The 21596-nt window shown below is 62.1% G+C and carries 19 protein-coding genes and 2 tRNA genes; 10 read left to right on the forward strand and 11 right to left on the reverse strand.

The window, feature by feature from the left end; genetic code table 11:
- Positions 1–10: 10 nt before the first annotated feature.
- The 3 genes from FWD29_03960 to FWD29_03970 are packed head-to-tail and all read right to left on the reverse strand — an operon-like array spanning position 11 to position 2792.
- Positions 11–685 carry a hypothetical protein gene (locus FWD29_03960; protein MCL2803097.1) on the reverse strand — a complete coding sequence of 225 codons (675 nt, stop codon included), beginning with the start codon at positions 683–685 and terminating at the stop codon, positions 11–13.
- Positions 682–1788, reverse strand: coding sequence for a hypothetical protein (locus tag FWD29_03965; protein ID MCL2803098.1), 1107 nt, complete (start codon positions 1786–1788; stop codon positions 682–684). The genes FWD29_03960 and FWD29_03965 overlap by 4 nt, the downstream gene beginning before the upstream one ends.
- A complete protein-coding gene (locus FWD29_03970) occupies positions 1785–2792 on the reverse strand; it encodes a hypothetical protein (protein ID MCL2803099.1) in 1008 nt (335 codons plus the stop codon). Before FWD29_03970 ends, FWD29_03965 begins: the two co-directional genes overlap by 4 nt.
- A gap of 436 nt (positions 2793–3228) precedes the next feature.
- On the opposite strand from FWD29_03970, the gene cimA reads away from it, so the two are divergent.
- The 3 genes from cimA to FWD29_03985 all read left to right on the forward strand — a co-directional run bounded on the left by cimA (position 3229) and on the right by FWD29_03985 (position 7584).
- The gene (gene cimA / locus FWD29_03975; protein MCL2803100.1) at positions 3229–4842 is read left to right on the forward strand and encodes a citramalate synthase; all 1614 of its coding nucleotides are present in this window, start codon (positions 3229–3231) and stop codon (positions 4840–4842) included.
- Between the two features lie 105 nt (positions 4843–4947).
- A complete protein-coding gene (locus FWD29_03980; protein MCL2803101.1) occupies positions 4948–6015 on the forward strand; it encodes a lipoate--protein ligase family protein in 1068 nt (355 codons plus the stop codon).
- A gap of 234 nt (positions 6016–6249) precedes the next feature.
- Positions 6250–7584 (forward strand): MATE family efflux transporter, encoded by a 1335-nt coding sequence (locus tag FWD29_03985; protein MCL2803102.1) that lies wholly within the window; start codon positions 6250–6252, stop codon positions 7582–7584.
- A 6-nt stretch (positions 7585–7590) separates the two neighbouring features.
- Here FWD29_03985 and ybaK read toward each other — a convergent pair whose 3' ends face one another.
- The 4 genes from ybaK to gltX form a co-directional block, all read right to left on the reverse strand.
- A complete protein-coding gene (gene ybaK / locus FWD29_03990; protein ID MCL2803103.1) occupies positions 7591–8085 on the reverse strand; it encodes a Cys-tRNA(Pro) deacylase in 495 nt (164 codons plus the stop codon).
- Positions 8021–10156, reverse strand: coding sequence for a DUF3516 domain-containing protein (locus FWD29_03995; protein ID MCL2803104.1), 2136 nt, complete (start codon positions 10154–10156; stop codon positions 8021–8023). The genes ybaK and FWD29_03995 overlap by 65 nt, the downstream gene beginning before the upstream one ends.
- Positions 10157–10229: 73 nt before the next feature.
- Positions 10230–11927, reverse strand: a complete 1698-nt coding sequence (locus FWD29_04000) for a glutamine--tRNA ligase/YqeY domain fusion protein (GenBank protein MCL2803105.1) — start codon at positions 11925–11927, stop codon at positions 10230–10232.
- The gene (gltX, locus tag FWD29_04005; GenBank protein ID MCL2803106.1) at positions 11924–13414 is read right to left on the reverse strand and encodes a glutamate--tRNA ligase; all 1491 of its coding nucleotides are present in this window, start codon (positions 13412–13414) and stop codon (positions 11924–11926) included. The genes FWD29_04000 and gltX overlap by 4 nt, the downstream gene beginning before the upstream one ends.
- A 210-nt stretch (positions 13415–13624) precedes the next feature.
- Between gltX and FWD29_04010 the strand changes: the two genes are divergently transcribed.
- Together FWD29_04010 and FWD29_04015 are read left to right on the forward strand one after the other, a co-directional pair.
- A tRNA-Gln gene (locus FWD29_04010) sits at positions 13625–13696 on the forward strand.
- A 22-nt stretch (positions 13697–13718) separates the two neighbouring features.
- Positions 13719–13791 (forward strand) — tRNA-Glu (locus FWD29_04015).
- Between the two features lie 190 nt (positions 13792–13981).
- Here FWD29_04015 and FWD29_04020 read toward each other — a convergent pair.
- Both FWD29_04020 and FWD29_04025 read right to left on the reverse strand, forming a co-directional pair.
- Entirely contained in the window at positions 13982–14344 is a 363-nt protein-coding gene (locus FWD29_04020) for a type II toxin-antitoxin system PemK/MazF family toxin (protein ID MCL2803107.1), read from the reverse strand.
- The gene (locus tag FWD29_04025; GenBank protein ID MCL2803108.1) at positions 14286–14519 is read right to left on the reverse strand and encodes a ribbon-helix-helix domain-containing protein; all 234 of its coding nucleotides are present in this window, start codon (positions 14517–14519) and stop codon (positions 14286–14288) included. Before FWD29_04025 ends, FWD29_04020 begins: the two co-directional genes overlap by 59 nt.
- 17 nt (positions 14520–14536) lie before the next feature.
- On the opposite strand from FWD29_04025, the gene FWD29_04030 reads away from it, so the two are divergent.
- Positions 14537–14974 carry a hypothetical protein gene (locus FWD29_04030; GenBank protein ID MCL2803109.1) on the forward strand — a complete coding sequence of 146 codons (438 nt, stop codon included), beginning with the start codon at positions 14537–14539 and terminating at the stop codon, positions 14972–14974.
- A 2081-nt stretch (positions 14975–17055) separates the two neighbouring features.
- Here FWD29_04030 and FWD29_04035 read toward each other — a convergent pair.
- Positions 17056–17484 (reverse strand): VapC toxin family PIN domain ribonuclease, encoded by a 429-nt coding sequence (locus tag FWD29_04035; protein ID MCL2803110.1) that lies wholly within the window; start codon positions 17482–17484, stop codon positions 17056–17058.
- Positions 17477–17734, reverse strand: coding sequence for a hypothetical protein (locus FWD29_04040; protein ID MCL2803111.1), 258 nt, complete (start codon positions 17732–17734; stop codon positions 17477–17479). Before FWD29_04040 ends, FWD29_04035 begins: the two co-directional genes overlap by 8 nt.
- 382 nt (positions 17735–18116) lie before the next feature.
- Here FWD29_04040 and tig point away from each other — a divergent pair, with 382 nt between their 5' ends.
- The 4 genes from tig (at position 18117) to FWD29_04060 (ending at position 21383) form a co-directional block, all read left to right on the forward strand.
- A complete protein-coding gene (gene tig, locus FWD29_04045) occupies positions 18117–19550 on the forward strand; it encodes a trigger factor (protein ID MCL2803112.1) in 1434 nt (477 codons plus the stop codon).
- A gap of 167 nt (positions 19551–19717) precedes the next feature.
- Complete coding sequence (locus FWD29_04050) at positions 19718–20335, forward strand: ATP-dependent Clp protease proteolytic subunit (protein MCL2803113.1); 618 nt, start codon at positions 19718–19720, stop codon at positions 20333–20335.
- Positions 20336–20373: 38 nt separating this feature from the next.
- A complete protein-coding gene (locus tag FWD29_04055; GenBank protein ID MCL2803114.1) occupies positions 20374–21015 on the forward strand; it encodes an ATP-dependent Clp protease proteolytic subunit in 642 nt (213 codons plus the stop codon).
- Positions 21016–21032: 17 nt separating this feature from the next.
- Positions 21033–21383 carry a holo-ACP synthase gene (locus FWD29_04060; GenBank protein ID MCL2803115.1) on the forward strand — a complete coding sequence of 117 codons (351 nt, stop codon included), beginning with the start codon at positions 21033–21035 and terminating at the stop codon, positions 21381–21383.
- Positions 21384–21596 lie beyond the last annotated feature (213 nt).

Below are 21596 nucleotides of genomic sequence, written 5' to 3' on the forward strand. Positions count from 1 at the left end.
GGTGGCCGGGTTAGCCCGGCCGGATGAGCTCATGGCTCACCAAGATTTTCGTGTCGACGGAGCCGGCGAGGGGGGTAATCGCGGGCCAATCCGCCCGGGCCTGCTGTGGTCCCAAAGGTGTGCCAACCTCGACCGAGGCGCTGGCGCCAAAACCGGCTGCCCGGTTGGGGTCTTTGGTGATCTCCAGGCAGTATTCGAAGCTGTCCCGCCGATCCGTCCATGAGGTGGAGACCAGGGGCACATTGGTGGTGGCTTCGGGTACCCCACTGTCCTTGCAGTATCCGCCGCGCGTTGTCCCGTTCGACGGGTACCAACCCAGGATCACGCCGGTGCCATTGAAAGCAGTGTCATCAATGGTGAATTGCAGGCCGACGTTGCCATCGGCCCTACCCCACAGTGTCACCAGCATGTAAAACGGCACACCTGTGTCTTTGACGCCGTCCAATTCCCCGACGGTCACTACAAACCCAATTGGGTCGGCCTTGTTGGTGTTATCCACCACTTCATATGGCGCCAAGCCGTCGTATCGGGAACCGGAAAACCCCACCTGGCCCTGGCCAACGCTGGCGCCTTCCAGTTGTGTGTCGTCCTGCCACAGACCTGAGGCCAGCTGCGAAACACCCAGGGTGCCACCAAGCAACAGGGCTGCTACGGCGGCCCGAGCTGCCCACCTGCGACCGGTCATGGTGCCCACCCCGCACCGGAACGCACCTGCTTGACGGTGACGGTGAGATCGGGCAAAAGCTTGGAATCCTGGGCGATAGGTAGCCGTGCCCTGGGGTCGACGTAATCAAAGCCGGTTTGGCTGTCCCAGGAAACAGTCACCACCAAATGCCATTCCAGATCCGTTGGCACGGACCGATCAGCGGAGGATGGCCCGCGGGCGTCGGGGAAAACATGCTGAGCGGTGCCAGAGGTCCCGATCGGCTGTTCGAAGACGGTACCCGCCGCGTTCAACGGCACCGTAACCTCGTCGAGTCCGCCACCGGCAGTCCAGCGGTAGGTCTTGACCTGGTAGGTGGCACTGACACCAGGGGGGAGCTGCGATGAATCCCAACCGGGCTGCCAGGTGAGTTCCAGGTCAACATCAAGGTTGTCGCCGTCGATGTAGGTTTCGACGCAATAGTCGATCTCCAGGGAGTCGCCTGGACGGTCAGGATTGTTGAGCCCACCCTGGGCCAAGAAGGTTTTCAGGCTGGGCAAATCCGGACCCTCTCTAAGGAGGCTCGCGTCTTTCTGGCCTAGATCTGCAGTAGTTTCCTGCCACGTCACGGGATCGTTGGTACAGGCCCGTGCTGCCAGGTCACCGGCCTGGATGGTGAAGCCATTGGCGTGAGTGTCATTGTTCCACAGGGCGCTGGTGGTGTAACCACCAGCCAGGGCGGTCACCAGCAGACAGGCGGCTCCTAGGCCCGCGGCCAGCCGGCCGGGACGGCGCTGGAGTGTGCGGCGATGTCGAAAGGCGGCGGCTTGCTGGATTTGGGCATCATGCCGGGTGGCGATGGTCAGTCCGCCCCAGGGGTCGCCTTGTTCTGGGACCGGCGGCGGTTGCCAGGTCAAGTTTGGTGCCGCCACCGGGGGCGGTGGGGTGGATACCACGGTCGCGGTGGGGACGGGGACCGAGCTGAGGTCATGGTCCTGGGCTGGCCTGGGCAGGACTGGTGCCGCCGGTTTGATCGCTCTGGGTTTGGCTGGGCGAATTGTGGTGGAGCGGGGCCTGGTGCGCCAGGCTGGGGCCGCCAGAGCGACCATGCGGCGTGAGGCGTTTGCGCCCTTGGCCCCGGTCACTGGGCGTTGCTTTCGACTGGTTGACTGGCCGTTGGGCTGAGGCAGGAGGCGGTGTAGCCATGCGGCACCACGTCGTTGGCCAGCACCGGCACCGACGGGAATTCAGCAGTAGCCGTGGCCTTCAGCCACTTTGGCAGGCCATAGGCCCCCGCCAACTCCTTGGCGTAGTCCGGGCCTGAGTCCTGGTCCAACGCTGGGCGACATTGCCACATTGGACCGCCGGTGGTCGGATTGACCACATTGACCGTGCCACCTTGGAATTGCAGCGCACCCCACTGGCCAGTGTTGGTAATGGTGTAGCGCCAAACCACTTTGGCATTGCGCGGCAGCCCGTTTACTTGGTCGGGATTGTCAGAGTTTTGCAGCAGACGTCCCCGGGCTACGCATTCGGCAGGTTTGGCCTGTCCCGGCGGGCAGAGGTAACCGTCAACCTCAAGGTTAACCATCCGCTGGCCATAGCCGCCGCCGGTGGCTGGCACGGTGGCCAAAGCGGCGGCGTAGAGCTCTTCAATGGCTTGGCAGGTTTGACGCGCCCCAGAGCTGTCGGCACCCATCCAGGCGGAATCGACCGCTTGGCGCAGCTCGACCTGGGTGGACTGGGAGGTTGACCGGGCCAGGACTTCACCCATGGCCTCGATGTTGAACAAAACCCTGTCTAGGTCGCCTTGGCTAGTCACCGAATCGCAGCCAAGACCACTGGGGGGCATCTGGAAGGGCTGGTCAACCAACCCACCGACACCAGCCGAACCAAATTGGTTGTTGGTATTGGGTGTTACTGCACTTGGCGGGGGCATCCGGTTGGTGCTGTTGCTGGGTTTGGGCGCCGGCAATTCGGGCGGAGCGGGAGCGGAATTGTCGACAGGACCAACGGACTGGCCGACGGCGTCAGTGCCGTCCTGGTCGCCAGCATCGCCCATGGCCATGCCGGACTGAACCAGCAAACCCACTGCCGCCAGAACGGCAATGGCTCCAAACTTTGAGGCGGTCCAGGGGAACCGCCCCATTTCCTTGCCCATCGCACCTCGGTGGGGATATAGGGGATAGTTCGCAGAGCGGTTCCGCGCTGGGCAGTTAAGCCCTGCGCCAAACGAAGACAACGCTAGCGCATTTAGGGTCTGTTGCTTAATGTGGCGCCGTTCACAGTTACTCCTGCCCTACGAAAATAGGAGTTTCTACGTATAGCTAAGGTTGAGACCAGCCCAATCGCGCCTTGCCCAACCCCAAATGCGCGACTTGCTGGGGGCCGGTGGGCCGGGCCACAGCTCAACCACTCGCCTTGACCGCTTGGAGACTTGGCGTATTATGACCGGGTGCCCATAACGGTGCTGATTATTTGCTAGCGCGCTGCGGTTTGCCCCGGCGCGCAACCTCCTGTCGCCTTGGCGGGAGGTTTTTTGTTGCCAGGACACCCCGACAGGGCCAAGACTCAAGGATTACCTCATGAGCCAGTTCCACGTCTACGACACCACTTTGCGCGACGGCGCCCAGCAAGAAGGGATGAATTTGTCCGTGGCGGACAAACTCGAGATTGCCGCGCTGGTTGACCGCTTGGGCGTGGGTTACATCGAGGGCGGCTGGCCCGGCGCCATTCCCAAGGACACTGAGTTCTTTGCCCGGGCCAACAAAGAACTGCGCTTGGCCAACGCCCAAATGGCGGCTTTTGGCGCCACCCGTAAGGCCGGCGGCACCGCCGCCTCAGACCCACAGGTCAGGGCCCTACTTGAAGCCGAGACCCCGGTTGTCACGCTGGTAGCCAAGTCAGATATCCGCCACGTTGAGCGGGCCCTGAAGACCACGCCAGAAGAGAACCTGGCCATGATCACCGACACGGTGACCTACCTCAAGGCCCAGGACCGGACGGTTTTCCTGGACTGCGAGCACTACTTTGACGGCTACCGTTTTGACCCGGACTACGCCCTGGCCTGCGTCGACGCGGCCACCCAGGCCGGCGCCGATGTAGTGGTGTTATGTGACACCAATGGTGGCATGTTGCCGCCCTGGATCAGTCAGGTGGTGGCCGCCACCGGCGCCAATTCCGGCGCCAAGCTGGGCATTCACTGTCACAATGACACTGGCTGCGCTGTCGCCAACTCACTAGCGGCCGTTGAGGCCGGCGCCATGCACGTCCAGGGCACCATCAACGGCTACGGTGAGCGGACCGGCAACGCCAACCTGGCCGCGGTCATACCCAACTTGATCTTGAAAACCGGGGTAGACGCCATCGGGCAAGCCAAGCTGACGGAGCTGACCGGCATCTCCAATGCTGTCTCCGAAATCACCAACATCGCACCGCAGGCCAGGGCGCCCTATGTGGGCTATTCGGCCTTCGCTCACAAGGCCGGGCTGCACGCCTCGGCCATCCGAGTGGACCCGGATATGTACCAGCATTGCGATCCGCAGCTGGTCGGCAACGATATGCGCATGCTGGTCACCGAAATGGCCGGGCGGGCCTCGGTTGAGCTCAAGGGCCGCGAGCTGGGTTTCGAACTGGCCGGCAACAACGAGGTCCTGACCCAGGTGACCAACCAGGTCAAGGACCTAGAAGCGCGCGGATACACCTTCGACGCGGCCGACGCCTCCTTCGAACTGCTGCTGCGCCGCGCCCTGGGGTTGCTGCCCAGCTATTTCGCGGTCGAGTCGTGGCGGACCATTTCTGAGGCCGCTGGCGCCATCGGTGTGCCGCCCGATGCCGGCTCCCGCGCTTCGGCCGCAGGCGTCAGCGAGGCCACGGTCAAGTTGCATGCCGGGGATAGGCGGATTGTTGCCACCGGCGAAGGCAACGGCCCAGTCAACGCTTTAGATGCGGCCCTGAGGTTGGCCCTGATTGAGGTCTACCCGGAGCTGGCCGGGATCGAGCTGGTTGACTACAAGGTCAGGATTCTGGACACCTCTCGCGGCACCGATGCGGTCACCCGGGTTTTGATCGAATCAACTGACGGCAGCCGGGTTTGGCGGACGGTGGGGGTGGGCCCCAACATCATCGAAGCCTCTTGGGAGGCCTTGACCGACTCGGTGGTCTATGGCCTGGTCCAAAGCGGGGTCGAGGTACGCTAAGAGGGTGTTTGGCAGCACGTTCGAGGACGCGGCTCAACCTTTTCACGCCACGTTTTGGCTGGTGAACGCTTCGCATCCAAGGTCCGCGATACGACTTGTGGTCAAATGAGCGCTTCGAACTTTGGGCAGTACAAGGCTCCCGGCGGCAAACTGGTTTCAGTCAGCCTGATTGTGGCGGCTGGCGGCTCGACCATCGACCGGCTGGTGGTGGCTGGGGACTTCTTTCTTGAGCCCGACGAGGCCTTGGGGCGGATCGAAGGCGCCCTGGTGGGTGCTGATCTGACCGAATCCGCTGCGTCGTTGGCCAAACGGATCGAAGCCGCCCTAGACCCGGACGATGCGCTGATCGGTTTCGATGCCCGGTCGGTGGCCGTGGCTGTGCGGCGTGCCCTGGGCCAGTCCTCGACCTGGGCGGACCACCAGTTCACCCTGATCGAGGACGGGCCGCGCCCACCGTTGATGCATATGGCCTTGGACCAGGTCTACGCCGAAGAATTGGCGGCCGGGCGGCGAGGTCCAACCCTGCGCTTTTGGCAATGGGGTGCCAACGCCGTCATCATTGGTTCCTACCAGTCTCGGTCAAACGAGGTTGACCTGGCCGGGGCCGAGCGGCATTCGGTTGAGGTGGTGCGCCGGGTTTCCGGCGGGGGAGCGATGTTCGTAGAACCTGGCAACACCATCACCTATTCGCTGGTGGTGCCCACGTCCTTGGTTGACGGCATGAGTCTGGTCGATTCCTACGCCTTTTTGGATGCCTGGTGCCTGGGGGCGCTGCGATCACTGGGCATCAACGCCACCTACCAGCCCATCAACGACATTGCCTCACCGGGTGGCAAAATCGCTGGTGCGGCCCAAAAACGCTTCGCCAATGGCGCTGTGCTGCACCACGTCACCATGGCCTACGACATCGACGCCGCCAAGATGATGGAAGTGCTGCGCATTGGCCGGGAAAAGGTCTCTGACAAGGGCACCAAATCGGCCGCCAAACGGGTCGACCCGCTGCGCTCGCAAACCGGTCTGGCGCGCGCCGATGTCATTGATGCGTTCACTAGCCACTTTGACCAGCTGCACGGGCTGGAGCGTTCGGCCCCCACCGCGGCCGAGCTGGCCCGCGCGGCCGAGCTAGTCGAAACCAAGTTCGGCACCGAACAGTGGCTCAACCGCGTGCCGTGAGCCCGGCTCTAGCCGCCGCCCCCACCAGCCCCACCACCCGCCAGGTTGAGCCCTGGCATGAAAAGGCCGGGACGGGCCGCGGAGCGTCGTCGCGCGCCGTGTTTTGGGGCGATCCCGCGCATCGCCAAAAACACATGCCCGGAGCCAATCCCCGACTACACTCCCCGGCCCGCCCCTCAGCTCGAGGGGGTGGCCTTGGCGTCGCACCTCTAGTTCGCCAGGTTGAGCGTTGGCATGAATGACGACGCCACGCAAGAGCGCGCCATCGGGCGGCGGGTTGTCGCCCTGGCGGTGCCAGCGCTAGGCGCCCTGGTGGCCGAACCGCTGTTCGTGCTGGTCGACAGCGCCATTGTGGGGCACCTGGGCAAGGACGCGCTGGCTGGACTGGCGCTGGCGGGCACCGTGCTGAACACGGTGGTTTATCTCTGTGTTTTCCTGGCCTATGCCACCACGGCCAAAGTGGCCCGGCTCTTTGGCGCCGGGGACATTGGCGGTTCGGCCCGGCTTGGACTGGACGGAATCTGGCTCGGTTTTGGCTTGGGGCTGATCTTGATGGTGACCGGCTTTGCCACGGCCGGGCCAACCCTGCGGGCATTGGGCGCCGAAGGTCCGGTGCTCGAAGCGGCCTTGGCCTATTTGACCTGGTCGTTACCCGGTCTGCCGGCCATGTTGGTGGTATTGGCGGCGGTCGGGGTGTTGCGCGGTTGGCAGAACATCAAAGCCACTATGGCGGTGGCAGTGGCCGGCGCTGCCGGCAACGCCCTGCTCAGCTACCTGCTGACCTGGCCGTTGGGCCTGGGGATTAGGGGTTCGGCCCTGGCAACTGTCCTCACCCAGTACGCCATGGCGGCGGTGTTGGCCTGGCTGGTCATCAAAATGGCGCTGGCGCATCAGGTCGGCTTGCCACCAAAGCTGGCCGGCTTGTGGGGTTCGATCAAGGCCGGCGCACCGCTGTTGGCGCGCACGGTCTGCCTGCGGGCCGCCATTTTGCTGACCGTCTGGACGGCCACGGCCTTGGGGCCCGTCGCCCTGGGTGGCCACCAGATCGTCAACTCTCTTTGGGCGCTGGGGGCCCTGATAGTTGATGCCCTGGCCATCGCCGCCCAGACGCTGGTTGGGGCCGCCCTTGGGGCCGGCTCCGGTAGGCAATTGGCCCAGGTCAGCCGGGCCGTGACCCGGCTCGGCTGGGTGGCCGGAGCGGGCGTTGGATTGCTGATCGCGGCGCTGGCGCCGTTCTTGCCCAAGTTGATGACAACTGATCCGTCGGTGCGTTGGGCTGCGACGGTTGGCCTGTGGGTTTGCGCCGTGGCCATGCCGATTGGCGCCTACGCTTTCATTCTTGACGGCATTTTGATGGGCGCGGCCGATGGCGTTTACCTGGCCTTTGGCATGTTGCTGGCCCTGACGTTGTACACCCCGTTGATCATGGCGATCAGAGCTTGGGCGCCCAGCGGGGCGGCCGGGCTGGCCTGGTTATGGGTGGCCTTGGGTGGTTTCTACATGGCGCTGCGTTGCGCTTTCTACGCCCCGCGTGTCCGCTATCTCTTGCGCCGTGCCGCCGCCGCGTAGGGCAGCCTATTCGCGACCAATCGAGGCAAATGTGGCGCCGGTCAGCCGGGCTAGATCATCGGCCGAGACTTCGATATCCATGGCGCGGGCACCAGCTGAGACCAAGATGGTTGGGTATTCGCAGGCCGAAACGTCAATTACCGTGGTGTGTTGATTACGCTGGCCAATTGGCGAAATGCCACCAACGATGTATCCGGTGGCGCGCTCGGCCGCGGCCACTTCAGCCATAGTGGCGCGTTTTGTGCCAACGGCTTGAGCCAAGGCTCTTAGGTCAAGCGAACCGCTAACTGGCACAACCGCGCAGACCAAGCCCTTGGGAGTGGTGGCCATTAAGGTCTTGAATACGCGTTTTGGATCGACGCCCAAGGCTCTGGCACTTTTGACTCCAAAACTGCGTCTGGCGAGGCGGTCGGCTTCAAAGCGGCGCAGCTTGTAGTCAACGCCGGCTTCCTGTAGGGCTATTAGGGCTGGGGTGCCACTTGGACGTTTGGTCAGAACCAACGCCAACCAACTCCTCCCATTCAGTCAACAGTGACGAATCAACTCCAGTAACGACCGCTTCGAGCCAGCCGACAATCGGTGCGAGCCCCTTTCGCGCCGTTGCGGGTGTAGAGCGGTCAAGAGCATGATACGCGTCTGTCAAGTAGCGCAAAAGACCTCCTTCGGTTCGTACCACCCCGAATCTTGATACGAACTCGTGGAACGTCATTGCTCCTTCCCGCATTAGCCGAACAATCGACTTCGGTTCCAGTTGACTATCATCTACCCAAGGGTGGCCTTGGCGGTAGACCCTCATTGCAGCCTCTAACATATCCTTCAGCGGTTCTGGATAAGTTACCTGGTCAAGGGCGTCCATACGCTCGTAGTAATCCCAGCCTTCGGCCTTGATACGGGCCAGGGTTTCGGATTTGGCCGCCTTCTCCTGGGCGATCAGAATTGCCTTGGGTCCCTCCAAGGTGGCCTCAAAGCAGCTCACCACATCCAAGGCATAGCTGTCCGAATCGGGGTCGAGCAGCTCAATGGCCGCCAGCGCGAATGGCGTGAGTGGCTGGTTCAATGCGAAATCGGCCGGAAGATGCGCTGTTAGGCGAATTCTGGGTGGTTCGGAGTGGGCCCCGGAGTGGGTCACCAAATCACCGGATTTGAGCGCCCGGTAAACCCTGGCGCCTTGGCGCAGTAGCTTGTTTCGCGCTGCTTTCGGTTCGTGGTTGTCACTCAGCAAGTTGTAGGCCGCTTTGACCGGATCACCCGGGCGCTCGAGCAACTGCAGGGCCATGGCGGCGGAAAAGCGCATTTGAGAGACAAGCTTCTCCGGTTCGGCTTGTTTGAGCTTGTCGAGGGTTTGCTGTGACCAGGACACCTGGCCCTTTGGCGCGGCCGGAGTCTTTTTGGTTTTGCGGCCGGTGGCTTGAGCCTTGGCTTGGGCTTTCATTTGCTCGATGGCGTGGGCTGGGGCTTGGACAATAACGTGGCCGTCAGAGTCGTAGCCGGCCCGGCCGGCACGTCCGGCGATTTGATGGAACTCTCTGGCTTTGAGCCGGCGAAGGCGGCGACCGTCGAATTTGACCAAGCTGGTCAGTACGACCGAGCGAATCGGCACATTGATCCCGACCCCAAGGGTGTCGGTCCCACATATCACCGCCAGCAGTCCCTCACCGGCTAGGCGTTCCACCAGGCGCCGGTAGACCGGCAGCATGCCGGCATGGTGGACGCCAATGCCGCGGCGGACCAGTTTCGACAGCTGCTGGCCAAAGCCAGCTTTGAACTTGAAGTCGCCCAGGGCCTGGCCAATTTGGTCCTGTTGGTCCCGGCCAATCAACGGCAACGACAACAAGGTGCCGGCCGCCTCAACGGCCTCACGTTGTGTGAAGTGGACCAGGTAGGCCGGTGTGCGGTAGGTCTTGATCAGCTCGGTGACCAGCTCAGGCGTGCGCAACAGCTCGTATTCGTAGCTCAGTGGCACCGGCCGGGGCGCATCAGTGATGGCGGTGACCGGCCGGCCGGTGCGGCGTTGAAGGTCTTGTTTGAAGAAGCTGACGTCTCCAAGGGTGGCGCTCATCAGCGCAAACCGGCTGTTGGTCATTTCCAGTAGTGGAACCTGCCAAGCCCAACCGCGATCTGGGTCGGCGTAGTAGTGGAACTCATCCATCACCACCGTCTCGAAACCAGTGGTTTGGCCGTGGCGTAGGGCCAGATGGGCCAGCACCTCGGCCGTGCAACAAATGATGGGCGCCTCAGGGTTGACCGAGGCGTCGCCAGTCATCAGACCCAGTTTGTCTGCTCCAAACCAACTGGCCAGGTCAAAGAACTTCTCTGAAACCAGCGCCTTGATCGGTGCGGTGTAGACCGCCCGGCCGCCTCGCTGGACCGCAAAGGCCAAGGCGCCAGCCGCCACTAGGGACTTGCCCGTGCCAGTCGGGGTCGACAAAATCAAGTTGTCATCGGTGGCCAGGGCCATGACGGCCTCATCCTGGTGCGGATAGAGCTCATAGCCCAGGTCAACCGCCCAGGCCAGGTAGGCCTCATAGAGCTGGTCCGCCGTCGCCTCTACCGGGACACCTGGCCAAATCACCCTCCCAGACTAAGGTGTCACGCCAAACCCGGGAGCCGGCATCGGGCATGGTGCCAAAGCCCGGCCCACGACGCTAGCTTGAGGCTTGGCGTTTTTGGATCTTGGCCCATTCGTCGCGCAGACCGACGGTGCGGTGAAACAGCCTGGGGGAGTCGGGGTCAGCGGCGAAGTAACCGAGCCGTTCGAATTGGACCACTTGGCCTGGTTCGACCTGGTCCAGGGCCGCTTCGGCCTGGCAGCTGGTCAGAATCTCGACCGAATCAGGGTTGAAATCATCGAGTACATCGCCGGTTTTGTCGCCCGGGACCTGGGCGGCGAAAAGGTGGTCGTAGCATCGGGCCTCGACCGGCACGGCGTGGCCAACCGAAACCCAGTGCATAGTCGATTTGACCCTGCGCCCATCTGGGGCCGAGCCGCCGCGGGTGGCTGGATCGTAAGTCGCGTGGACCTCGACCACATTGCCGGCGGCGTCCTTGACCGCCGATGTCGCGGTGACAAAGTAGGCGCCGCGCAGCCTAACTTCGCGGCCGGGAGCAAGGCGGAAGAACTTGGGCGGCGGATCCTCGGCGAAATCCTCCGCTTCGATGTAAAGCTGGCCTGAAAAGGCGACTTGGCGGGCGGCATCGGCCGGGTTTTCAGGGTTGTTGGGGATTTCGAAATGCTCTACCAACCCACGCCCGTCGGGGCCTTTGGGCCAGTTGTCGATCACCAGCCGGATTGGGCGCAGCACCACCATGCGGCGCAGCGCCGTCCGGTTCAATTCCTCGCGGATGAACCATTCCAGCTGTTCGATGGCGTGGCGAGAGTTGGTTTTTGACGTGCCGATGGCGCTGCAAAAGCGCCGTATGGCGGCTGGCGGGTAACCGCGTCGGCGCAGGCCAGACAGGGTAGGCATACGTGGGTCGTCCCAACCGCTGACCTTGCCCTGATCGACCAGCTGGGCTAGCCGCCGCTTCGAAGTGACGGTGTGGGTCAGCTCCAGCCGGGCAAACTCGAACTGCCTGGGCTGGTCGTGTGGCAAGGTCAAATGGCTCAAGAACCAGTCGTAAAGCGGCCGGTGGTCCTCGAACTCAAGCGTGCAGATCGAATGGGTCACCCCTTCTATGGCATCGGATTGGCCGTGGGCCCAATCGTAGGTCGGGTAGATGCACCACTTATCACCGGTGCGGAAATGGTGGCCGCGGCGAATCCGGTACATAACCGGGTCGCGCAGCTGCATATTGTCTGCCTGCATGTCGATTTTGGCGCGCAGGACCTTGGCGCCATCGGGGAATTGCCCGGCTCTCATTTGGCGGAACAGCTCGAGTGATTCCGTTGGTGGCCGCTCGCGGTAGGGACTGTCCACCCCCGGCTGGCCAAAACCGCCACGGCCGGCGGAAATGGCTTGGGCGTCTTGCTGGTCAACGTATGCCAGGCCACGTTCGATCAGTGATTCGGCCCAGAGGTAGAGCTGATCAAAATAGTCCGAGGCGTGCAGCACCTGATGCGGCTGGTAACCCAACCAGGCGATGTCCCGCAAAATCGATTCGGCGTAGGCGGCCTCTTCAGTGTCCGGGTTGGTGTCGTCAAAGCGGACATTGCAGATGCCGTCGAACTGTTCGGCCACAGAAAAGTCGCTGACAATGGCCTTGGCGTGGCCAATGTGCAGGTAGCCATTGGGCTCGGGCGGGAATCGAGTCTGGACGCGGCCGTTATGTGAGCCGTTGGCTATTTCGGCCCGAATCGAATCAGCTACAAAGTCGCTGGCCTCGGGTTTTGCCGGCTCGGTCATGATGGCAAGCTTTCTGCCAGAGCCCGCAGCCGGGTCAGGCAAGAGTCCTGACCCAGCAGCTCCATCGACTCGAACAAGGGCGGGGAGACCTTCTGGCCGCTGATGGCGGTGCGGATTGGGGCAAAGGCAACTCTGGGTTTGAGCTCCATAACCTCGATCAGGTCTTGGCGCAGCGCGGCCTCGATCTGGCTAGCCTGCCAGCTGGCGCTGGGGATGGCCTCAAGCGACCCGATGGTGGCGGCCAGGATTGGCTGGAGGTCGCCTTTGAGCGAGTCGATGGCTTCCTGGGCGAAAACCAAGTCTTGGTCTGGGGTGTACAAGAACTGCAGCTTGGCGGCGGCCTGGCTCAGTGTGGTCAGGCGCTCTTGGATCAGAGGTGCGGCCCCGGTCAGCCGGTCGGCTGGGGCTGCCTGCCAGCCGGCGGGCCCCTGGCCGGCGTGGGCCCAGTGCTCGGCGATGCGCCGGGCCAGTTCCTCCGGTGGCAGTGCCCTGATGTAGTGGCCGCCGAGCCAGTTGAGTTTGTCGAGGTCGAAGATGGGGCCGGCCGGGTTGACACTGGACCAGGCAAAGCTGGTGATGAATTCTTCCAGGCTGGCCACTTCTTGGTCCGGGTGGACCGGCGGGTAGCCCATCAGCTGAAGGAAGTTGACTAGGGCCTGGGGTAGATAGCCTTGGGCCTGGAACCAGGTCAGCGAGGCCGCCGGGTTGTTGCGTTTGGAGATCTTCGACCGGTCGGTGTTGCGAAGGAGCGGCATATGGGCGAAGGCTGGTGGCTGCCAGCCGAGCCAGCGGTAGAGCAGCAGGTGCTTGGGCGTTGAGCTGATCCATTCCTCACCCCGGACCACATGGGTGATACCCATGAGGTGGTCGTCGACCACCACGGCCAAATGGTATGTCGGGAAGCCATCGGCCTTGACGATGACCTGGTCGTCCGGCGGCGGTGCCGTCAACTGGCCTCGAATCAGGTCAGGGAATGACAGCTCGACATCGTCTGGAATCCGCATCCGGATAACCGGTCGTGGGCTAAACCCGGGTAGACCAGCCCGTTCCTCGCGGGTCCGGCCCAAGCAGAGCCGGTCGTATCCGGTTTGCGCCGTTCTCGAAGTGGCCTGTTCGACGCGCAGATTCGCTAGCCGGGCTTGCGAGCACCAGCAGCGATAGGCCTGGCCCTGTTCCAAGAGTTGATCGACAAAGGGCCAATAGGTCTCTAGGCGCTCAGACTGGCGATACGGGCCAACTGAGCCGCCGACATCGGGCCCCTCATCCCACTTCAGGCCAAGCCAGCGCAGCGTCTGGATAATCTGGGCCTCGGAGTTGGCGTCGTAGCGGTTCTGGTCGGTGTCCTCAATCCGCAAGACCAGCTGGCCGCCGCTTTTCCGGGCGAAGGCCAGGTTGAACAGGGCCATGTAGGCGGTGCCAACATGAGGGTCGCCGGTGGGCGATGGCGCCAGGCGCAGTCTTGGCGCGGTGGGATGCAGGTCAGTCATGGTGCCAATCAGCCTAGCGAAACGTTCGCGACAGGCTTTAGGGCGGCGAGTTGGCGCCCCGGTGCGTAAGGCGCGGCGACGGCAACTGCCTCAATGCAGCGCCCAAAGCAGTGACTGATCCCGGGCGGATGGCCGGTTAGCTGGCCTTGGCTCGGTTGATTCGGTAGGGTGTCTGCCCGGTGTTGGCCCTCGAAAGAGGGCTCCCACCAGTGGGGTATGGTGTAATTGGCAGCACGAGTGATTCTGGTTCACTTAGTCCAGGTTCGAGTCCTGGTACCCCAGCGGGCAAACCACCTGCCCATAAGGCTCCGTTGTGTAGTGGCCTAGCACGCCGCCCTCTCAAGGCGGTAGCGCGGGTTCGAATCCCGTCGGAGCTACTCATGTCGAAGATGCGGTGAACGAGTGAGCCAGGAGCTGTTGACGAGGGCGAATGCCCAAGGAGCACAGTTTTCCTGAGCGTTGTGTTTGCGCCTCAAGGCCGAGCGACAAGCAAGTTTGCTTGCTTGCCCGAGGCCGACGACGCTGTTAACGAAGCGGAGGCAAACTTGGTAAAGGATGCGTTGTCGCTCAGAACAGGCCCATGACCAGCACGAGTGCCTGGTCCACCACAGCCAGTTCCTCGGGTAGTAGTCGCCCGGCGAAATCACCCAACTCGGTTTCGGGATTCACAACCGTGACCTGCTCAAGCAGTACCAGTGTGGGCTGTCCACCCAATTCGATTTGGGGCCGGAACACCGTTGGACGGGCGCTAGTCGATGTCGGAGCGACCAGCAGTGTAGACAGCATCAAATCGTCCGATTGAATCACCACCGCGAACCGGGCGCCCGACTGTTTGCGTCCTCGCACGTCGTTCGGGCGAAACCGGTAGATGTCACCACGCACGACGTTGCTGCATCTCTTCCAACACTGCCTCGGCTTCTGCCAGATCATCCGGATCTGTGCGGACCAGTTGAGACTCGGCTCTCATTTGATCGCGCAGAGTTGCTCTGTCAAAGGCGCTGATTGCCTGCCTCACCACATCAGACCTAGTGTGGCCAGTTCGAGCGACGAGCCGGTCAAGGGCCTGCTCGGCAGCAGCGTCAAGCCGAATTGCCAGCTGTGTCATGCGCCTAGTATGTCACATTGCATGACGAACGTGGTTCCAAGCTGAGACTTACTCCGAGCCCAGAGGAAGTCTTTGACCGGTTGCCCGGTGCCCGCGCAGAACGGGTGGATCTAGACATCGTGCTACTGCGGGACCTACTGGGCCGTGATGTTGAAGAAAAGGCGTTGCGCACGTCGCGGCTTTTTGTTGAGGTCCAAGGCGGGTGGGCCCCGAGCAACGGTGGCGTTTTGGTTGGATGCACTCACCTAGAGGCGTTTCTGCCTCACGCCTGGGAACAGTGCGCTCGGTTCCGCGGGCCGCGTAGGCGGGGCGTTGTCGACAAGGCCAACATTCCGAACCTTTTTCAGGATGGTTTGAGGATGGACGCCGTACCTCTCAGCCAAGACGGCGACAGGGCGCCGCTGGTGAAGTCGGCGAGCATCGCGGTCACCTCTTTGGCGCTCGTTTATGTTTGAAGTTTTTTAGAGCAGGCAGCGTAGGTGCCGCCTATCTCGCGGCTGCAAGGCAGGTTCAATGCGCTTGTCCAGCGTGACCAGTTGCCCGCCACGCGATGCGGCCAGACCAAGCAGGTGGAAGTCGGTTACCTGCCGGTGTCCAGTCATCCGGACAGAGGCCATATGGCATCCATTGTCTGGCCAATTGGCAGCCACTAGTCAGCCGCCGATTGCCGAGCCACCATGCAAGCCGGAGTCGCGGTTGGACTGTGCTGCGAGACCTCGGACTCGCGTGTTGGTGGAGCATTGTTGGCTGGCCGGCTCTGTGCCTTGCCTCTAGCCGCCTCGACGTGGTATGCCAGTACCGCTGGTCTGTCGGCGCATTTCGCTCATCACGAGAACGCAGCGGAAACGACATCGGTTCGCCTCGCACGGTTCACTCTCGCGCATGAACTCGGGCATTCTTTGGCCTATGAATACTTATCTGACCCGTTTGCCCATTGATCTCCAATGCCCCGCGGTTGTTTTGATCGGCCGCCACAGGGCTCAACAGGCTTGTGGCCTGCTGGTTTACGTTCTTCGACCGGGTTAGAGCACCGGCTATTCAAGTATTCTCGCCTGATTTCGGTACTTTACTGATGATATTCAGAGCACGCCAATTCCCGCTCCAAAGCCCACGACGGAGAGTCCCAACAGTGCATAATCGCATCAGTAATGAATTATCTCGCGTAATCCCCAATGTGCATCATTTGCCAGGCGGCAACGACCAATACGGTTGCATGTCAATAGTTCACTTCTTTCGCAATCGAATACATTCTGAATTGGGTATCATCGCAGGTCACAGGTGTGATGGACCCTAGTGTTTGCACCGGAGAGGCGCGAGTTAGGGCGTCTCTGATAACAAGATCTGGAATAGTCGAGCGCATTAGTCCCAAGTGGGTACAAAGGCAAGTTGGCCAATTGGCATGACGTATCACGGTCCCGCAACCGAACCCACCACTGAGCAGGGCGTTTACTCCGCGAGGGTCTTCCGTGTAACCAATTGTGAGACTTGTGCCGGGGCTGCGACCAAGAAACGCAAGGCAAGCATGCCCCCGATGCGTTCTATTCAGTGGGAGAATGGAACCCGGGAAGGGCGGTTGATCTTGTCGGATGGGCCGCCCCCTCCCGGGTAGACAGAACCACCTCCAAGGGAAGGGCTCATACCATGAGTATAGGACTGTTTGTACGTGGGTTGGATGGCGGGGCAACTGGAGATTGCAGCCCGACTTTCGATCGCGTAGCAGGTAATGCCCAACGACTTGGGTTCGGTGGGTCGTTCGGCTCGTCTCCCCCGATGGCGTACGCGGGTGTTACCCGGCTGGTTCCGCGATTCGAGCAAGACCCCCTGCCGGACGGAGGTCCGGTAGGCACCGGAAATGAAAGACCTAACAGAAGTCGGTTGGTTCGGCTTACGAGTTCGATGACTGGGTGGGTGGCAACATGGGACTAGGCGCGTTAGCGGTGATCGCTTCGGCTGTTGCGCCCGTAGTGTGCTTCGTTTCTCTGGTTGCCTTGTGCGCATACATTGTGAGACGGTCTGGTGGGACTAGGGGTCTGAAGGATCTCGCGGGAGTAATCCAGGCCTGGCGACGGCACAAGTGAATCAGAGCATCAGTCAACCCATGACGCCGTCCCTGTACCGGCGCTCCGGCCTTCAAAACGAGACGCCGAAGGCTGTGGGCCGTGCAATGTCGAGTTCCTGGCGGTCATGGAAGTAACAGCCAATCTGGTGCTGAGCCTGGTCGGCACCGCCAGCTCAATCAACCGTCCGATTTGGTGCAATGCTGCGGAATCTGAAAACCGCAATCGGTCAGGGTAATGCCTTCGCTCCGAGGGGCCCGCCATATTGGGTTATTTGGCGGGCCCCTTGGCTTGCGGGATGCAGGTTGGCAATTGGTTGTCTCGCCACATCACGACGCAGCCGGGGAATGGTGCCGGTGTGGCGGCTCCTTGGGAGGTGAGGCGTCCTTTGATGCACCGGATCTCGGTTGCCTTCATGGCGTGGTCGTGCCACCACCGGGAATCAGTACGCGACGGAATCAACATCACCACGCTCATGCTCAAAGCAGGCAGCAGAGGTGCCGCCTGTCTCGCGGCTGCAAGGCAGGCTCGATGCGCTTGTCCAGTGTGACCAGTTGCCCACCGCGCGATGCGGCCAGATTGAGCAGGTGGAAGTCGGATACCTGCCGGTGTCCAGTCATGCGGGCAGTGTCTATGCCGGGAGCATCCAGTGATGCTTGTTCGGCCCAGAACTGGTGCTGCCTCCGGCGCCGAACACGAGCTAGAGCCGCCAGTGCATCCACAATCGAGGCTCCAGAGTTGACAGCCGGATTTGACAAGAGGCGGACCAAACCTTGCTCGGTTGTTGCGCAAGTAGCGAAGTGATCAGCGGACCGCAGCCAGCCCAGAGCCAGGTCATGGTGCTGGTGGTTCGCCAGATGGGCGGCTACCAACAGGTTGATATCAGGCAAGAACACTGCGCTAGCCACCAGCCTGCTCCTGGTGCAGCTCCAGATCCTCTTGCGCCAACAGGTTGGCTACATCATCGGTTGTCACGGGTGGCCCAGGCGGATGGAAGACCAAGAAATCCTCATTGGATGACTCCATAGCGTCGGCCCGTTCTACGAGCCGGGTAATGGTGGCTGCTTTTGGTTCCCCAGGCAAACCGTGTTGCTGCAGGATCACGGACAGGCGCGGTGTCTCGGTGAGGTGGATCCGACGTCGCGAGGCAGCAGGCATGGCAGCCATAGTACACCGGACAGAGGCCAGATGGCATCCATTACTTGGCGAATTGGCAGCCATTGGTCAGCCGCCGAGGCTGCCGAGCCACCGTGCAGCCGGAGTCGCGGTTGGACGGTGCTGCGAGACCCCGGACTCGCGTGTGGCCAGTGTGCTGCGAAACCCCGGACTGGCGTGTGGCCAGTGTGCTGCGAGACCCCGGACTGGCGTGTGGCCAGTGTGCTGCGAAACCTCGGACTCGCGTGTGGCCAGTGTGCTGCGAAACCTCGGACTGGCGTGTTGGTGGAGCATTGTTGGCTGGCCGGTAGACTAGGCGGGCTCTGCCCGCGCCGTCGTGTCGCGGGCAGCAGTTGCGCCAGACCTACCGGAGGATTCAGTGCCAGTGAAAAGCGCCGTCGAAACCTTGGAATCGACCAAGGTGAAACTAACCGTCGACGTGGCCTACGCCGACCTCAAGCCCGCCATCACCAAGGCCTACAAGGAAATTGCCGGCCAGGTCAACGTGCCCGGTTTCCGCAAAGGGCACGTTCCAGCCAGGGTGATTGACGCCCGCTTTGGCCGCGGCGTGGTGATGGAGCAAGCCATTAACGACTCGCTCAGTGACTGGTACCGCCAGGCCCTGGACCAGCACAAACTCTTCCCAATGGCGCAGCCAGAGGTCGACATCACCTCCGAACCGCCGCTTGACGCCGACGAACCGGAGATGACCTTCACCGCGGTGGTTGAGGTCCGCCCAGAGATCAAGCTGCCTAGCTTGGGCGGGATCGAGGTCACCGTACCGGTGGTCACTATCAGCGACGAGCAGGTCGAAATGGCCCTAGATGCCCTCAGAGAGCGTTTCGGCAGCCTAAAGACAGTCGACCGCCCGGCACAAGACGGCGACTTCGTCACAATCGACCTCAAAGCCGAAAAGGGCGAGCAGGAAATCGACTCGGTCAGTGGCATCTCCTACCAGATCGGCTCGAAAGACCTAGTTGACGGCCTTGATGAGGCCCTGACCGGCCTATCAGCCGACGAAACCACCAGCTTCGAAACCGAAATGGCTGGCGGCGAGCACGCCGGCGAAAACGCCTTGGTCACCGTCACACCGACGGCCGTCAAGGAACGCGAGTTACCCGACCTTGACGATGACTTTGCCCAGGAAGTCAGCGAGTTCGACACCCTCGAAGAGCTCAGAAAAGACGCCCGCATTCGCCTAGAACAGCAGGTCGAACGCGACCAAGTGGTTTTGGCCCAAGACAAGTTGGTCGAAACGCTGTTAGAGCAGACCGACTTCGAAGCCCCCAAAGGCGTAGTAGAGCAAGACGCCAAGAACCAACTCAGCAAGGCCGGCAAAGAGGACGACGAAGAAGCCCTCGAGGCCGCGCTGAGGGATTCGGCCAAAGCCGTGCGGACTCAGCTACTGCTGGACGCCATGGTCGAGTACCTCCAGGTCACAGCCAACCAAGGCGAGCTCACCGGCTTCATTGTCCAAACCGCCCAGCGCTACGGTATGGACCCGAACCAGTTCCTCCAGACCGCAGCTGACCATGGCGAGCTGCCCCAGTTCTACGCTGAACTGGTTCGGTCAAAGGCCTTGGTCAAGGCGTTGCGTCAGGTCAAGGTCCAAACCGAGGCTGGAGATGTTATCGACATTGAGGCCAAACTGGGCCCGGAGCAAGTCGAAGAACCCCAAGGTGAAGGCGAGCTGGTCGAGCCGGCTGAGGAATCCGGCATCGGGCAAGAGGGTTACATCGAAGACCTAACGGCGGATCTGGGACAAGGCGAGCTTGACCAGTTGGCCATCGAAATTGGCGGCCCCGAGGAAGACAACTAACGACCCTTGGGCAGCCGGCATCACACCAGCTGCGCTTTTAGTGAAACCAGAACCGCCGGGGCCAAGACGGCCAGCGGCAAGGCATTAGGGTCATGATGGACCCGGTAGAACAACCAAGGGGGGAGCGCGTGAGCGGACCATTGGCGGCAGCCGCCGAGGGCGGCAACATGGGCCTAAACGATGTCATCTTCAACCGTTTGCTCAAGGAACGCATCATCTGGCTCGGGGCCGAGGTCCGCGATGACAACGCCAATATGATCTGCGCCCAGATGATGTTGCTGGCGGCCGAAGACCCAGCGCGGGACGTCCACCTCTACATCAACTCGCCCGGCGGCTCAATCACCGCCGGCATGGCGATTTACGACACGATGCAGTACATCGCACCGGACGTGGCCACCGTGGCCGTGGGCGTGGCCGCTTCGATGGGGCAGTTCCTGCTGTCCTCCGGCACGCCGGGCAAACGCTACGCCACGCCGCACGCCCGGGTGATGATGCATCAACCCTCGGGCGGGATTGGCGGCACGGCCACCGACATCCGCATCAACGCCGAGCTGATTCTGCATATGAAACGCCAGCTAGCGGAGCTAACCGCGGCCCAAACCGGCAAAACGGTGGACCAGATCAACGCCGATGCCGACCGCGACCGCTGGTTTACAGCCGAAGAGGCGCTGAAGTACGGCTTCATTGACCACGTCGTCACCCACACCAGCGCGATTGGCGGGCCAGGTGGAGCCGGGGCTGCGACCAGCGGTGATGGCAAAGGTCGAAAGGGGGCCGGCAAGTGAGGCTCGACCCGGCTTCGACCTACGGTTGGCTGCGCCCTGTGGCGGCGCGCCCCGTTTCGCCCAGTGCGCGGTACGTTTTGCCTACCTTTGAAGAACGCACTCCCTATGGTTTCAAACGGCAAGACCCCTACGCCAAGCTGTTTGAGGATCGGATTGTTTTTCTGGGCGTGCAAATCGACGACGCTTCGGCTGACGATGTCATGGCGCAGCTGCTGGTGCTCGAATCACAGGATCCGCACCGCGATATCACCATGTACATCAACTCGCCCGGCGGGTCGATCACGGCTTTGACCGCCATCTACGACACAATGCAGTACGTCACGCCCCGGATCCAGACGGTCTGTTTGGGCCAAGCGGCTTCCGCCGCCGCCGTGGTACTGGCCGCCGGCACGCCCGGGCTACGCTTGGCCTTGCCCAATGCGCGAGTTCTGATTCACCAACCGGCATTTGAAGGTGGTGTTTACGCTCAGGCCAGTGACATCGAAATCCAGGCCCAAGAGATTCTGCGGATCCGGGAATGGTTGGAGCAGACCATTGCCAAACACTCCAAGCGGACGCCAGAACAGGTGCGCGAGGACATCGAACGCGACAAAATCCTGACGGCTGAACAGGCTTTGGAATACGGCATGATCGACCAGGTGTTGCAGAGCCGCAAGGCGCCGGTCGAGCCGTCCACCTAAAGCTGGTTGGTCTGGGTTTGTTTGTTGGGATTGGCCTCGACGTGGTCGAGGTGGCGCGGTTTGCCCGGGCCTTGAGGCGCGCTCCACGGCTGGCCGAAAAGCTCTTTGTCGAAACTGAACGTTCGCTGCCGCTGCGCTCGCTGGCGGCCCGCTTCGCCGCCAAAGAAGCGCTGGCCAAAGCCCTGGGCGGTCCCGAGGGCCTGCGCTGGCATGACTGCTGGGTCATCAACGACGAGGCCGGCCGGCCCGAGCTGAAAATCCAAGGTAGCGTTGCGGCTGCCCTAGTTGATCAGGGCATTGGCCGCCTGCATTTGTCGCTGAGCCACGACGGCGGCCTGGCGGTCGCCATTGTCGCAGCCGAGGCCTAGAGACCGGCTCCCTGACCGGCTCAGGCCGGTCCATCCCTGGGGTGGGCGCATCGTGTGGCGTCGTTGTATCAAAACGGCGCATCGAGTGGCGTCGAAGTATTGTTTCAATCGCCATCACCGGAGCGTCTTCGCTGGTCCCTCGCCTGGTCACTTCGTGTGAAACGAGAAAACGACGCCATTGGATTGGGCGAAACGATAGAAGTGCCACGTTTG

The sequence above is a fragment of the Micrococcales bacterium genome (assembly GCA_009784895.1).
GTDB lineage: Bacteria > Actinomycetota > Actinomycetes > Actinomycetales > WQXJ01 > WQXJ01.

Bases quoted from the DNA above. Each gene is read 5' to 3' on its own strand.
- FWD29_03970 (MCL2803099.1), bottom strand. From the start codon at position 2,792: ATGGGGCGGTTCCCCTGGACCGCCTCAAAGTTTGGAGCCATTGCCGTT.
- FWD29_03960 (MCL2803097.1), bottom strand. From the start codon at position 685: ATGACCGGTCGCAGGTGGGCAGCTCGGGCCGCCGTAGCAGCCCTGTTG.
- FWD29_04050 (MCL2803113.1), top strand. From the start codon at position 19,718: ATGGGCCTAAACGATGTCATCTTCAACCGTTTGCTCAAGGAACGCATC.
- FWD29_04025 (MCL2803108.1), bottom strand. From the start codon at position 14,519: ATGACACAGCTGGCAATTCGGCTTGACGCTGCTGCCGAGCAGGCCCTT.
- FWD29_04040 (MCL2803111.1), bottom strand. From the start codon at position 17,734: ATGCCTGCTGCCTCGCGACGTCGGATCCACCTCACCGAGACACCGCGC.
- FWD29_04020 (MCL2803107.1), bottom strand. From the start codon at position 14,344: ATGATCTGGCAGAAGCCGAGGCAGTGTTGGAAGAGATGCAGCAACGTC.
- FWD29_03985 (MCL2803102.1), top strand. From the start codon at position 6,250: ATGAATGACGACGCCACGCAAGAGCGCGCCATCGGGCGGCGGGTTGTC.
- gltX (MCL2803106.1), bottom strand. From the start codon at position 13,414: ATGACTGACCTGCATCCCACCGCGCCAAGACTGCGCCTGGCGCCATCG.
- cimA (MCL2803100.1), top strand. From the start codon at position 3,229: ATGAGCCAGTTCCACGTCTACGACACCACTTTGCGCGACGGCGCCCAG.
- FWD29_03980 (MCL2803101.1), top strand. From the start codon at position 4,948: ATGAGCGCTTCGAACTTTGGGCAGTACAAGGCTCCCGGCGGCAAACTG.
- FWD29_04000 (MCL2803105.1), bottom strand. From the start codon at position 11,927: ATGACCGAGCCGGCAAAACCCGAGGCCAGCGACTTTGTAGCTGATTCG.